Genomic DNA, 13,771 nt, shown 5'->3' on the forward strand with positions numbered 1-13,771 from the left:
GCCGGGGGCGCGGGCGGGCGGCGGCGGCGCAGGTGGTATCATGGCGGGGCCGATGGCTTCCGGAAACGATTCCCGACTGGCCGTTGATTTTTGCGGCCTGCGCTTCAGCACCCCGCTGGTTCTGCTGTCGGGCTGCGTCGGCTTTGGCGATGAATACACGCGCGTTGAGGGTTTCTCGCACGCCGATGTCGGCGCCGTCTGCCTGAAAGGGACGACGCTTGCGCCGCGAACCGGCAACGAACCGCACCGGCTGGCCGAGACGCCGGACGGCATGCTCAACGCCATCGGCCTGCAAAACCCGGGGGTGGATGCGCTGCTGGACGACATCCTGCCGGCGCTGGATTTCAGCGAGACGCGGTTTATCGCGAATGTTTCCGGTTCAAGCGTCGAGGAATACCGCGAGATTGCGCGCCGCCTTGACGACTCGCCGGTTGACGCGATTGAAATCAACATCTCGTGCCCGAATGTGCGCGAGGGCGGCGTTGAATTCGGCAACCATCCCGAACCTTCGGCGCGGGTTGTCGCGGCGTGCCGCGCGGTGACGGACAAGGTGCTGATTACCAAGTTGTCGCCCAACCAGGCCGACATCGCCGACAACGCGCGCCGCTGCCTTGAAGCCGGCAGCGACGCCTTCGCCGTCATCAACACCGTCGCCGGCATGGCGATAGACGCCGGCACACGCAGGCCGGTGCTCGGCAACAACCGCGGCGGCCTGTCCGGCCCGGCCATCAAGCCCGTCGCGCTGCTGAAAGTGTGGGAGGTGCACCAGGTGTGCAAGGCGCACGCGGCGCCCATCATCGGCCAGGGCGGCGTCACCTGCGGCCTCGACGCCATCGAATTCCTGATTGCCGGCGCCAGCGCCGTCGGCATCGGCACCGGCCTGTTCTACGACCCCCTGCTGTGCCCGAAAATCAACCGCGAAATTGCGGATTATCTGGACGAACACGGCATTGAGAATGTGGCGGCACTGAGCGGGTCACTGGAGTTGAATGAGTGAGGGGGGTGGGGGGAGCGGGTGGCGAGCGAAGGCGTCGGGGGGTGCGCGCGGGCTGCCGGGGTGCCGGGGTTGAACGGGTGATGACGGCGCGGGAAGGGGCGGCCATGCCTGTTGTTCAAGCCATGATTTGCCGTTCGTCGGAAAGCGGGCATTTGCGGCCACGCAGGCAATATAATCAGCCTTATGGGAAGCAGCAGGCCCACAAACATGGTGAACGATGATGCACAAAACGGCCACTTGCCGGGAGTCGGCAAGTTGAACGCCAAGCGCGAACGCGGGCAGTTTTATACGGTGGCGAACCCGTTTGAGCACGGGGCTTTCCGGAAGTGGGCGAAGGAGTCCGGCCTGCCCGACGCCTGTGTGCTGGAACCGTTTGCCGGCGAGAACAGTCTGATAAAGCACTTGTCCGACATCGGGTTGTGCAATGATTATCAATCGTTCGACATCACCCCGAACGCGCCGGAAGTGCGCGAGAGGGACACGCTGAAAAGTTTCCCGACGGGCTACGATGTCTGTGTTACCAACCCCCCGTGGCTTGCCCGCAACAGCGCCACGGCGCGGGGGCTGGAGTATCCATTCACGGTGCATGACGACATCTACAAATTCTCGCTGGAGAAATGTCTTGACCATTGCGGATACATCGCCGCGTTGATACCGGAGTCTTTCATCCGGGCGCGGTTGTTTCAGGACCGGTTGCAGGCGTTTGTGTCGCTGACGGCGCAACTGTTCTCGGAGACCACCCATCCGGTGGGGCTGGCCCTGTTTGTGCCGTATGCGTGCGACGATGTCGTCGTCTATTCGGGAGCGCGCAAAATCGGCACGCTGGCGCGGATTGAGGCCTGCCGGCCACAACCGACCTACAAGCGCAACATCGTGTTCAACGCCCCGGACGGAAACCTGGGGCTGATTGCGCTGGACAACACCAAAGGCCCTTCCATCCGGTTTTGCGATGTGGATGAACTGGCCGGTTACGAGGTGAAAAACCACGGCAGGCACATCACCAAACTGCATGTCTCCGGCCAGTTGATGATAGACAAATACAACACTTTCATCGGCGAATTCCGCGAGAAAACGGGCGATGTGCTGCTGACCTGCTACCGGGGGTTGCGCAAGGACGGAAAATATCGCAGACGGCTGGACTGGCAGTTGGCGAGGGGGATTATTGAAACGGAGGCGGGGATGTGGAGAGGCCAGGCAGGTCGCTGAATTAGAAGACACTGAACACGGGCGTCAAATTCTTCAAGATATAAAAAGCCCCCAGGACCCGCGAAGGGCCGAGGGGGTGTTAATCGGGTTGCGTTGCGCGCGAAGCAGTTGTCTGCGGCAGGGTTCCAGTCTGTCTGCATCCGCCTGTTTTGTCAAGCGGGTTCGACCGTGAACAGAAACATCAATCCGCCCCCAACTCCCGCATTTTTTTGGTGATGGTGTTGCGGTCCCAGTCGATTCCGCGCCAGGATTCGGGGCATAAATCTTTTGTGTTGAAATCCTTGTATTTAGGGCCGAACCAGATGTCCGGGTAATACACTTTCTTGCCATCACTGCCATCAAGATACGCGCCCCACCAGCTGAAAGTGCTGTTTGCGATGACATGATGGCGGCACAGGGCCATTGCCAGCATTTGTTCCCAATCTGCCAGTTGGCCGTTGATTTTCTCGAAAGTCATGTTGGGAAACAATTCCCTCAATGCGGGAATCTTGCGGGACATGATGTCTCTGTCTTTGTCTTCGCAAAAACACAGCACATTCCATGAATCTTTTTCGGTGTCTTTGGCCAGTTGAGACAATGCGCGCTGATAATACTCAATCGGCATGACCGGATGATAATCTTTCAGCGGTTCATAGTCGCCTATCCGGAAATGAAGACTTGCGGTGTTGTCATAGTCGTACGATGTCTTCCGGAGTATTTCATTTTCAAGCGATTCCAGTTCAAGCAAACGAAAAATACCGGATTTGTATCGGTCAAAATACCTGTACGACTGGAAATACCCGACCATTTTTACATCGCCCCGCGCCGCAAAGCGGGGAATCGGAACATAGTGGTAGTGAGCCTCACGAAAAACCCTTTGTCTTGCAGGCGAAACATTCACAAGCCGTTTCAGCAGTTTGTGAACCTTCCAGCGCGCTGTTCTGATCATCGTCGGCTGTTCCAGCACCGGTTTCAATGACCGGAAAATACTGTTCCAGTACGCCGTTTTGCGGGGGCCTCTTATTTCTGTCTCAAGAAAATAGGGGCATTCCTGATGCAATGCATATCCAAGAAGGGCAAATATCTGGAACAACTGGTTGCCCAAGCCCCCCATCATCTGGATTGTGACTCTGCCGGGCTTTTGATGCATCAAGTTTGTTTTCTCCAATCGGCGGGCGGTTGTGCCGCCTGTTGGATGGGCGGGTGCAGCCGTGAAGCGCTGCGACCGGGGAACACACCCCTCAATCCACCCCCAACTCCTGCATTTTTTTGGTGATGGTGTTGCGGCCCCAGCCGAGGAGGGTGGCGGCTTCGCGTCTTTTGCCGGCGGTTTTTCTGAGGGCGGCTTTCAGCAGGGTGCGTTCAAACATCGGGCGCAGTTCGTCGAGCACGGCGGCGGCGCCGGGTTGGGACAGGCGTTCGTCGGCCCATGTCGCCAGTTCCCTTGTCCATTCCGCCTCGTTGTCCGGGTTGCGCGCGGCGGCGGTCAGTTCCTTTGGCAGGTCCTGCATCTGCACGGCCTTGCCGACGGTCATGACGGTCAGCCAGGTGCAGACATTGCGGACCTGGCGCACATTGCCCTTCCACGGCAGGCCCTGCAGGTAGGCCATCACCTCCGGTGTCACGGTCTTCTCTTCGGCGCCGAGTTGTCCGGCGGCGTCGGCCATGAAATGCGTTACCAGGCTGGGAATGTCGTCGCGCCTTTCGCTCAGCGGCGGCATTTCAATGCGAATCACATTCAGCCGGTGCCACAGGTCTTCGCGGAAAAGTCCGTCGGCAACCCACTGTTCCAGGTTGCGGTGCGTCGCGCAGATAATCCGCACATCCACCTTGATGGAGGTGCGCCCGCCGATGCGGTAGAAACTGCCGTCTTCCAGCACGCGCAGCAACTTGCTTTGCAGCGTGACGGGCATGTCGCCGATCTCGTCGAGAAACAGGATGCCGGTGTCGGCCTGCTCAAAGCGCCCCGGGTGGCGCGCCTGCGCGCCGGTGAACGCGCCCTTCTCGTAGCCGAACAATTCGGACTCCAGCAGGTCGTGCGGAATTGCCGAACTGTTGATGGCGACAAACGGCTTGTCGGAGCGCGAACTGTGCTGGTGCAGTGCGCGCGCAATCAACTCCTTGCCGGTGCCGGACTCGCCGGTAATCAGCACGGTGATGTCGGAGCGCGCGGCGCGCCCGACGATCTTGAAGACTTCCTGCATCGCCGGCGTCGCGCCGATGATTTCCGATGTCGGGGGAGGCGCGCCGTCGCCGTCGCTGTCGCGTCCGCGCGCGCAGGCGCGGCGCGCAACCTCGATGACTTCATCAAGATCAAGCGGTTTCGGCAGGTATTCAAACGCGCCGCCCTTGTACGAATCAATCGCGTTTTCCAGGTCCGAATGTGCGGTCATGATGACGACGGGCAGTTCCGGGTCGCGGCTTCGCACCTCGCGCAGAAACTCGAAGCCGTCCATGTTTGGCATGCGGATGTCGGCGATGACCGCGTCCGGGCTTGCATCGCCGTGCGCGCCGAGCGCGTCGAGCGCGCCTTGCGCCGAGTCGAAGCCGGTGGGGTTCATGCCGGCTTTCAGAAACGCCTGTTCCAGCACCCAGCGCAGCGACTGGTCGTCGTCCACTATCCAGATGTCGGCGCCGCCCATGCTCAACTCCGTGTTCAACCCGTGCTCAGCCCGTGGCGGGCGCCGCCGCCTGCCCCTCAATCGGCCCATCCATCGGCCCGTCAATAGGCAGGATCACACTGAACTCAGTCCGCCCAGGCTGCGAGTCCCACTCAATCAAGCCGCCGTGCCGGCTGACGGCGGACTGTGCAATCGGCAAGCCCAGGCCGCTGCCATGTTCGCGGTCGGACACCAGCGGGTAGAACATGCGTTCGGCGATGTCGTCGTTGATGCCGGCGCCGTCGTCGGCGATGGCGGCGCGCGCCACCAGCGGGTGCCTCCTGGAGTTGATCACAAACTGCCTTTCAACGCGGCTCTTGATGGTGATGCAGCCGCTGTCGCCGACGGCTTGCAGCGCGTTGCGGGCGATGTTCATGAACGCCTGCACCAGCAGGTTCTTGTCGGCGTGCAGCAGCGGAATGCTGGGGTCGTAGTCGCGTTCAAGGCGCACCGACGGCGGCGCCTCGGCCTGCAACAGCAGATAAACCCGCTCCAGCGCCTCGTGCAAATTCACCTGCCCAAGATGCGGCGGCTTGTTCGGCCCCAGCAGGCCGTCCACCAGGTCGCGCAGGCGGTCCACCTCGCTGATGATGACGCGGGTGTATTCGCGCAGGTCGTCGTCGGGGAGTTCGCGGTCAAGCAGTTGCGCCGCGCCGCGGATGCCGCTCAGCGGGTTCTTGACCTCATGGGCAATCTCGCGCCACATCGCGCGCAGCGCCTGCTGGCGGTTAAGCCAGTCTTCCTCGCGGCGGATTTGCAGTTGGCGGTCGAGACGCACCATCTCCATCACCACGCCGCGCGATTCATCAAGCGGCGTGACAGTGCAGTCCACGACCGTCTCGCAGCCCGGCTCCAGGTGCAGTTTCAGCGCGTGTTCGGTGCAGGCGACGCCGCTGCCCAGCGCCTCTTCCGAACGCCGCGTCAGCGCCGCGCCGTTGTCGCCGAACAATTCGTCCACCGAACAGCCGAGACAGCGGCGCGCGCTGTTGCCGAGCAGGTCCTCGGCGGCGGGGTTCAGAAACAGCAGTTTCAGGCGCCGGTCAAACATCAGCACCGACGCCGACAGCTGCTTCAACAGGTCTGCTTCGTTCATCGCAACACCGGCGCCGGCAACCGCCCCGGCAAATCCGCCTCGTTCACCGCCGCGCCCCGGCCTGCCGCCCGGCGCGGCGGCGCTCAGCAACTGTAATACATGTCGTATTCAACAGGATGCGTCGTCTGGCGGAAACGCAGCACTTCCTCCTGCTTCAGGCCGATGTAGCCGTCAATGGCATCGTCGGTGAAGACGCCGCCGGCTTTCAGGAAGTCGCGGTCGGCGTTGAGTTCGTTCAGCGCCTCGCCGAGCGTCGAGCAGACCGTCGGGATGGCCGCCTCTTCTTCCGGCGTCAGGTCGTACATGTCCTCGCCGTGCGGCTCGCCCGGGTGGATGCGGTTGGTGATGCCGTCAATGCCGGCCATCAGCATCGCCGCAAAGGTCAGGTACGGGTTGCCGGCGGAGTCGGGGAAACGCACCTCGATGCGGCGCCCCTCGGCGTGGGCGACAAGCGGAATCCGCACCGCCGCCGAGCGGTTGCGCTCGGAATAGGCCAGCAGCGACGGCGCCTCAAAGCCCGGCAGCAGGCGCTTGTAACTGTTGGTCGCGCCGTTGGTGATGGCGTTCAGCGCGCGCGCGTGCTTCAGAATGCCGCCGATGTAGAACAGCGCGGTTTCCGACAGGCCGGCGTAGCCGTCGCCGGTGAACAGGTTGCGCCCGTCCTTGAACAGCGACTGGTGCACATGCATGCCGCTGCCGTTGTCGCCGACAATCGGCTTGGGCATGAAGGTGGCCGTCTTGCCGTAGTTGTGGGCCACATTCAGCACCACATACTTGAAGATCTGGTTCATGTCGGCGCGGCGCACCAGCGATTCGTATTTGGTGCCGATTTCGCACTGCCCGGCGGTGGCGACCTCGTGGTGGTGCACCTCGGTGGTGATGCCCAGTTCCTCCAGCACGGTGCAGATGGCCGAGCGGATGTCTTGCAGCGAATCCACCGGCGGCACCGGGAAGTAACCGCCCTTCATGCCCGGGCGGTGGCCGGTGTTGCCCTCTTCGGAGCGCTTGCCGGAATTCCACGCCGCCTCGGCGGAGTCCACCATGTAGGAGATGGCGCCGGAACTGTCGTGCCAAAGCACCTCGTCAAAGATGAAGAACTCGGGTTCGGGGCCGAAGTAGGCGGTGTCGGCGATGCCGGTGTCGGCCAGGTAGCGCTCGGCGAGTTTGGCGATGGCGCGCGGGTCTCTGTTGTACGGCTCCATCGTCGTCGGCTCGGCGACATCGCAGCGCAGCACCAGCGTCGGGTCGTTGAAGAACGGGTCCAGCACCGCGGTTTCGGTGTCGGGCACCAGCACCATGTCGGATTCCTGGATGCCTTTCCAGCCGGCGATGGACGAACCGTCAAACATCTTGCCGTCTTTCAGGAAGCCCTCGTTGACGATGGGGGCGGGGACGGACACATGCTGCTCTTTGCCGCGCGTGTCGGTGAAGCGGAGATCAACGAAGCGAACATCGTTCTCCTTCATCATTTTCAAAACATTTTCTGAAGACATTGTATTCCTTGAATTTGGGTGGTGTTATTGGGACAGGGTTGTGGTTTTGTGTATCAGCGTGTCGGGGGATGGGAACGGAATTCCTCCCGCTACTGGATATAAGCGAAAATCATGCCACACGGCTTGTGGCCGCTGCGCGGGCGGATAGCGGTATTTTTTGCACTTCTGTCGTGCATGTTTCCCCCAAAGCGCACAATGATAGTGCATTTAGGGGAAAGGTCAATCAGCGCCCCGTCAGCAGCGTCTCAATGCCGTGCTCTTTCAGCGTGCGGCGTGCGGCATCGGCGGGCGCCAGACGCGAATACGGGCCGAGCCAGACGCGGTACCAATCGGCGCCATCCACGCGGAACAACTGCACCTCGGCCTTGTAGCCCATGTCGGTCAGTTTCTGTTTCTGCCGTTCGGCGCGCGCCGGGGTTCTGAACGCGCCGGCCTGCAGGATGTATTTGCCCAACTGCGGCTTGCTGGACGGTTCGGCGCCGTCCGGCGCCGGTTGTTCCGGGATGATCAGTTTGAAGTCGGGCAGCAGCGTGAAAAAGTCGTATTCAAGTGCGTCGTTGGCGGTGTCGGCGGCGGGCTGCGCTTCGGCGGGCGCGTCGGCGGGCGCGTCCGCTGAAACGAGCATCTGCTGAAAGTGCAGATGAACGCCGAAGGCGGCGGAAAGCCCCAGCCCCAGCGCCAGCCCGAAAATCAGCCCGGCGATGAAGCGCAAACGCCCGGCGGGGCCAGGCGTGGCCGCGGCGCCTGCGGGGCGCGCCGCTCTTTTGTAGTCGTTGTAGTCGCGGCGCGAGGTCACATCTTCTCCGGCGCCGACACGCCCAGCATCCCAAGCCCGTTTTGCAGCAACTGCCGCACCGCCGCCGCCAGCGCGAGGCGCGCGGCGCGCAGTTGGCCGTCGGCGACGAGAAACTGGTGGCGGTTGTAATAGACATGAAAGCGGCCCGCCAGTTCCTTCAGGTAGTTCATCATTGAATACGGCTCCATTTCGGCGGCGGCGGCGCGCACGACGCCGGGGTAGCGCGCGAGGAATTTCAGCAGGTCGCTTTCCTCGTCTTCCGTCAGCAGTTCCGGCGACAGCGCGCCGGGCGCGGCTTGCGGCGCCGGCGGCGCGAAGCCGCGCGCGCGCGCCTGCGCGAACAAACTGCAAACGCGGGCGTGCGCGTACTGGATGTAATAGACCGGGTTGTCGCTTGAGCGTGAGCGCGCCAGTTGAATGTCAATATCCACATGGCGGTTGTATTTTCGCATCACATAGAACAGGCGCGCGGCGTCGGCGCCGATTTCCTTGCGCAGCGCCGCCAGCGGCACAAATTCGCCGCCGCGCGTGGACATGCCGGCCTTGTCGTCGCCGCGGTACAGGTTGACGAACTGCACCAGCACGGTGCGCAGTTTGCCGGCGTCGAGCGACAGCGCCTTCAGCGCGGCCTCGATGCGCGCGACATAGCCGTGGTGGTCGGCGCCCCAGACATTGACAATCAGGTCGTAGCCGCGTTCGTATTTGTTCAGGTGGTAGGCGACATCGGCGGCGAAGTAGGTCGCGTGGCCGTTGGCGCGCACGAGCACGCGGTCTTTGTCGTCGCCGAACGAGGTGGAGCGAAACCATTGCGCGCCTTCGCTGTCGTAGAGGTGGCCGGCGTCTTTCAGGCGGGCGATGGCGGCGGCGATTTCACCGTTGTCGGCCAGCGATTTTTCCTGGAACCAGCGGTCGTAGTCCACGCCGAAATGGTGCAGTTCATCCTTGATGCTGTCGAGGATGGTGTGGATTGCGGTGTGCAGCACGATGGCGTAGTCGGCGGCGCCGAGTTCGGTTTTGGCGGCTTCAATCAGCGCGTCGAGGCGTTCTTCCGGATCTTGCGGCAGGGCGGCGGGGTTGATGAGGACGGTGCCTTTCCGCAGGCGCGCGCCCTCGGCGCGGTGCAGCACGGCGGCGACATCCCAGATGTAGTCGCCCTGGTAGGCTTTGGCGGGGTACTCAACGTCTTCCTCGCCGCACAGTTCAAGGTAGCGCAGCCACACCGACAGCGCCAGAATATCGGCCTGGCGGCCCTGGTCGTTGACATAGTATTCGCGCTCCACCGTGTAACCGGCGGCTTCGAGCAGGTTGGCCAGCGTTGCGCCGTAGGCCGCGCCGCGCCCGTGGCCGATGTGCAGCGGCCCGGTCGGGTTGGCCGACACAAACTCAACCAGCGCGCGCCCGCGGCTGCCGGCGGCGGCGCGCCCGTAGTCCTGCGCCTGCGCCAGAATCTCGCCGACGACGGCGGCCACCGCCGCCTCTTTCAGATGGAAATTGATGAAGCCGGGGCCTGCGATCTCGACCTTTTCAAGCGCCGGCGGCGACGGCAGCGCCTCGACAATCCGCTGCGCCAGTTGCCGCGGCGCACACCCGGCGTCGGCGGCCAGCGCCAGCGCGATGTTGCTGGCGTAATCGCCGTGTTCGGGGGTTTTGGTGCGCGTCACCTGCGGCGGCGCCTGCGCTGCCGCCGTTTCGGAAATCACGCCGGACGCACAAAGCGCCTTGAGGCTGTGGCTGAGCCATTGTTTGATTTCGTCCTGCATGATGGTGCCGGCGGCGGCGCGGCGGTAATGATACTACGATAGGGGTAGAGGATTAGGACGGGGGAGTTTTGGCTTTGTCGGAACGGGAAAAACGGGCGCGGATGGTGCGGCACAGTCGGGCGAACCATTTCTTGATGGAGAAAAGGCGGCGCAGCAATGGAATGATGTTTCCGATGCTGATGCGCCAGGGTATGCACGAGCGAAGGTTCTCAATAATCACGCTCAGCGAGAAACGCGGGCGACCGTTTTTTGTGCGCACTTTCATATGCACCCGGCCACGCACATTTTTCATCAGGTTTTTGAGGCGAGCGGAGACGGTCTTGCCGTCTTCGGGATGGCTTTCGGACGGCTCGCTTTGGGGTTGGTCTGCCGGTGAGCGGGTTTCTGTTGCCCGGTCTTGCGGTGATTGATCTTTTGGTGGCCAGCCTTTTGCTGGTTGGTCTTGCGGCGGACGGGTTTCTTGCGCCTGCTGGCTTGCTTGCGCCCGGTCTTTTGCCGCTTTCCTTTTTTCCTTCCAGCCCGCCAGTTTCCCGCGCAAAATCCGGAACAACCGCAGTCCGCCGGCAACAACGATGGCAATCAGAATCAGGCCGGCGATTGTCCACAAGATTTCTTCATCGGCCATAACGATATACGGCGCCAAGATATACCATGCCGCGGCAAGACCGAGGAAAATAGCCAGGCCATTCTTCACCTTGTGAAAAAGGCGCACCGCCCGCTCGGCAACAAGCGCCCAGAACCAGGCCACCAGCCCGGCAAGATGAACAGCAAGATAGACCAACGCCAGATATGTCCAGCCGCTTGACCACCCGAGCAACGGAGGCTTCCAGCCGCTGAGGGGCAACAAGACAACAGCAGGCACAAACAGCGAGACAAAAGTAACAATCGCCAACCGCGGCTTCTTCCAGAAACCGGTGCCCGCGTAGTAAGCCGTGCCAACCAGAAGAGCGACAAGCGTTGCGGCAAGAATAATCATGATAATTTCATCGAGGAAAAACAGTTTAGTACGTCCCTTCGTTCAGCCGCCAGTAGGCATTGGTGTTTGCAAGAGCCTCGTTCTTTTTCGCAAAATTAAAAGGAACCTTGCCTTTATCATCTTTAGCCTTTGGATTGGCGCCACGATCGAGTAACAGCTCAACTATTTCTGGGGTCTTACTAGCAAGCGCCGCCACGTGCAAGGGAGTCTCCCCACCTTTACCCCTTGCTTTCAAGTCAGCACCGCGATCAAGCAACAACTCAACTACTGCCGGGGTTTCACTATTCCCCGCAGCCATGTGCAAGATGGTCTGCCCATATTCGTCCCTTGCTTTCAGGTCAGCGCCGCGGTCGAGTAACAACTCAACTACTGCCGGAGTTTCACTATCTCTCGCCGCCATATGCAAGGGAGTCCAACCATCCTTGCTTCTTGCTTTCAGGTCAGCACCGCGATTGAGCAACAAATCAACTACTGCTGGGGCTTTACTGCCAGCCGCCGCCAAGTGCAGAGGAGTCAGCCCACCTTTATTCCTTGCTTTCAAATCAGTGCCGCGATCAAGCAACAACTCAACTACTGCCGGAGTTTCACTATCTCTCGCCGCCATATGCAAGGGAGTCCAACCATCCTTGCTTCTTGCTTTCAGGTCAGCACCGCGATTGAGCAACAACTCAACTACTGTCGGGGTTTCACTATTCCCCGCGGCCATGTGCAAGGGAGTCCAACCATCCTTGCTTCTTGCTTTCGGGTCAGCGCCGCGATCGAGCAACAACTCAACTACTGCCGGAGTTTCACTACCTGCCGCCGCCATGTGCAAGGGAGTCCAACCATCTTCGATTCTTGCTTTCAGATTGGCACCGCGGTCGAGCAACAACTCAACTACTGCCGGGTTTTTACTATTCACTGTCGCAAAGTGCAAGGGAGTCAAACCTATAATTTTTCCTCTTGCTTTCAGGCTGACGCCTTGAGCAAGTTCATGCTTGACATCGTTCACGGTGGCTGTCTCCCAAAAAGAGGCAGAACAAAGGTTGCCGCAATCTTGGCCGATGGTAATGTCTGCAAGCAACAATGTTGTCGCCAGTGCTGTACTCGCCATCACACTCGCCACCACAGTTTTCTTGATAGTGTTCATTATGAAACCGTATCGTTACCTCTTGTTGTTGTTTTTGTCTTTCGCCAATGATGCCCTGCAAACCTGCATGAATCAGATTTTATTGACAAAACATTGCCGATTGTACGCCAAAGCCGATAGACTCAGTTAAGCACAACTCCATCCGTTGGAATAAAAGGCAAGTTGCGGCAACACCTGATTCCCACCTCATCCGAACCCCTCACGACATCTGCGAGGGCAAATCATAATGCTGTCCCAGGAAGTAATTGCGCCTGTCTTGCCGTCTGCCGATGTGTCGCAGGGCCGCCACGCGGTCGGCAATAGGGGGATGAAGCACCAAGAGTGCTCTTAAGTAGCCTAAAGCAAGCACTGCTGTAAACATTGATTTCACTGGACATATTCAGGTCTTGACATCTCCTATCCTCCTATGCTATACTAAACTAATCTAACTAACCTTACATAGGAGTAAAGATAATGGTTTGTAATACCCTCGAAAACTGCTGGGAACGCCAGAATATCATTCTGCCACACGGTTGCCCGTTGCAATTTATACACTGGGGAGTCCCAGTGGCTTATGGGAATGTCAAAAATGGCAAATTATGCGCCGATGGCATTCTCGGCTTTGAGTCACCAAGCGCTGCAATCGGCTCCGTTGTAGCCAAAAAAGTGGGAAGGCATAAGAGGGGCCTCAATGGCTGGATGTACATTGAGGTTCCGCTCCTTGGCGGGGGCTGGGTCTCGCTGCACGAATTGCGGGCCTCTGTTGAAAGCCGTTGGGCGTATTGTGTTCCCAAAATCAATTTCTCTCCCTCAATGTATAAATTCCATCCGCCGATGAAACCGCTGGAGGCAATTCAATGAAAACGAGAACCATTGAAGTTGATTTCGATGTCCACAAAAAGATTGAGGCGGAACGCAGGAGCTTTGATGAACCCGAGAATACCGCCCTGCGCCGGCTTCTTGAATTGCCTGAACCCCCTGCCGACATTGCGCCTGCCCCGAAGAACGGAAGCATTATGCAGGGAATATCTGCGATATTAGAAGGGGCTTGGTGCGGAAAAGGGGTGGAACTGCCCATCGGAACCGAGTTGCGTCTCGATTATCCGGGTGTTGCCGTGGGCGGTGAAATCAAGAATGGCAGATGGCATGTAGGTGGGGAGACTTTTGACTCTCCATCCAGTGCCGCGTGTTATGTCGTAAGCAAAGTGCGAGGGCGTGAGATGAGTGTCAATGGTTGGCTGTACTGGAGCGTTAAGCGCCCAACTGACTCAGCATGGATACCGCTGAAAAGCTTGCGGAATAAGTCCAATATTGGCCGACGGCAACGTTCGTAATCTGATGTACTGGCGGGAAGGCTAATGAAGTTGACAACTGACTTGAATCACATACTTTCATTTGTGTTGAAGCCCACTCTTGGGTGGCTTTGTGGTGTTTGTCTGCTTTACGGTCTTGTACTTTTCCCAATAGGCACAGCTGTAGAAGAAATTTTGGGATATTCGGATTTATTCCCGGATATTAGTATGTGGATGGAGCATGTGTTTGCGATACTTTTTGTGCTGATAAAATCCGATTGGGCATCGTTGCGGAGTATGCCGAATAAGACTTAGGAAACTTCTGCGGCAAAATGTCAAGGACTTGCCTGTTCAGAAAACGGCCCGTCTGCATTATACTGCCCGCCGGTTCTTTGCGATGCGGGCTGTTCC

General features: G+C 59.7%; 12 protein-coding genes. 4 read left to right on the forward strand and 8 right to left on the reverse strand.

Going from position 1 to position 13,771, the window contains the following annotated elements; all coding sequences use genetic code 11:
* Nucleotides 1-52 precede the first annotated feature (52 nt).
* Nucleotides 53-997 (forward strand): dihydroorotate dehydrogenase, encoded by a 945-nt coding sequence (locus OXU50_08440; GenBank protein MDD9869895.1) that lies wholly within the window; start codon nt 53-55, stop codon nt 995-997.
* 207 nt (nt 998-1,204) lie between these two features.
* Nucleotides 1,205-2,203 carry a hypothetical protein gene (locus OXU50_08445; GenBank protein MDD9869896.1) on the forward strand — a complete coding sequence of 333 codons (999 nt, stop codon included), beginning with the start codon at nt 1,205-1,207 and terminating at the stop codon, nt 2,201-2,203.
* A 181-nt stretch (nt 2,204-2,384) separates the two neighbouring features.
* On the opposite strand, the gene OXU50_08450 is transcribed toward OXU50_08445, so the two are convergent.
* The 8 genes from OXU50_08450 to OXU50_08485 form a co-directional block, all read right to left on the reverse strand.
* A complete protein-coding gene (locus OXU50_08450) occupies nt 2,385-3,350 on the reverse strand; it encodes an alpha-1,2-fucosyltransferase (protein MDD9869897.1) in 966 nt (321 codons plus the stop codon).
* 73 nt (nt 3,351-3,423) lie between these two features.
* The gene (ntrC, locus tag OXU50_08455; protein ID MDD9869898.1) at nt 3,424-4,824 is read right to left on the reverse strand and encodes a nitrogen regulation protein NR(I); all 1,401 of its coding nucleotides are present in this window, start codon (nt 4,822-4,824) and stop codon (nt 3,424-3,426) included.
* A 25-nt stretch (nt 4,825-4,849) separates the two neighbouring features.
* Nucleotides 4,850-5,935 (reverse strand): nitrogen regulation protein NR(II), encoded by a 1,086-nt coding sequence (gene glnL / locus OXU50_08460; GenBank protein ID MDD9869899.1) that lies wholly within the window; start codon nt 5,933-5,935, stop codon nt 4,850-4,852.
* Between the two features lie 83 nt (nt 5,936-6,018).
* Nucleotides 6,019-7,428, reverse strand: coding sequence for a type I glutamate--ammonia ligase (gene glnA, locus OXU50_08465; GenBank protein ID MDD9869900.1), 1,410 nt, complete (start codon nt 7,426-7,428; stop codon nt 6,019-6,021).
* A 223-nt stretch (nt 7,429-7,651) separates the two neighbouring features.
* Nucleotides 7,652-8,224: an SPOR domain-containing protein gene (locus OXU50_08470; GenBank protein MDD9869901.1), complete on the reverse strand. Its 573-nt coding sequence runs from the start codon at nt 8,222-8,224 to the stop codon at nt 7,652-7,654.
* Nucleotides 8,221-9,984: an arginine--tRNA ligase gene (gene argS, locus OXU50_08475; GenBank protein MDD9869902.1), complete on the reverse strand. Its 1,764-nt coding sequence runs from the start codon at nt 9,982-9,984 to the stop codon at nt 8,221-8,223. Before argS ends, OXU50_08470 begins: the two co-directional genes overlap by 4 nt.
* Nucleotides 9,985-10,036: 52 nt before the next feature.
* Nucleotides 10,037-10,960 (reverse strand): hypothetical protein, encoded by a 924-nt coding sequence (locus OXU50_08480; protein MDD9869903.1) that lies wholly within the window; start codon nt 10,958-10,960, stop codon nt 10,037-10,039.
* Nucleotides 10,961-10,985: 25 nt separating this feature from the next.
* Nucleotides 10,986-12,089 carry an ankyrin repeat domain-containing protein gene (locus tag OXU50_08485; protein MDD9869904.1) on the reverse strand — a complete coding sequence of 368 codons (1,104 nt, stop codon included), beginning with the start codon at nt 12,087-12,089 and terminating at the stop codon, nt 10,986-10,988.
* Nucleotides 12,090-12,635: 546 nt separating this feature from the next.
* Between OXU50_08485 and OXU50_08490 the strand changes: the two genes are divergently transcribed.
* Nucleotides 12,636-12,929, forward strand: coding sequence for a hypothetical protein (locus tag OXU50_08490; protein MDD9869905.1), 294 nt, complete (start codon nt 12,636-12,638; stop codon nt 12,927-12,929).
* Nucleotides 12,926-13,402 (forward strand): hypothetical protein, encoded by a 477-nt coding sequence (locus tag OXU50_08495; protein ID MDD9869906.1) that lies wholly within the window; start codon nt 12,926-12,928, stop codon nt 13,400-13,402. Before OXU50_08490 ends, OXU50_08495 begins: the two co-directional genes overlap by 4 nt.
* The last annotated feature ends 369 nt before the right edge of the window (nt 13,403-13,771 follow it).

This window comes from Gammaproteobacteria bacterium (assembly GCA_028817225.1).
Classification (GTDB): Bacteria; Pseudomonadota; Gammaproteobacteria; order Poriferisulfidales; family Oxydemutatoraceae; genus Oxydemutator.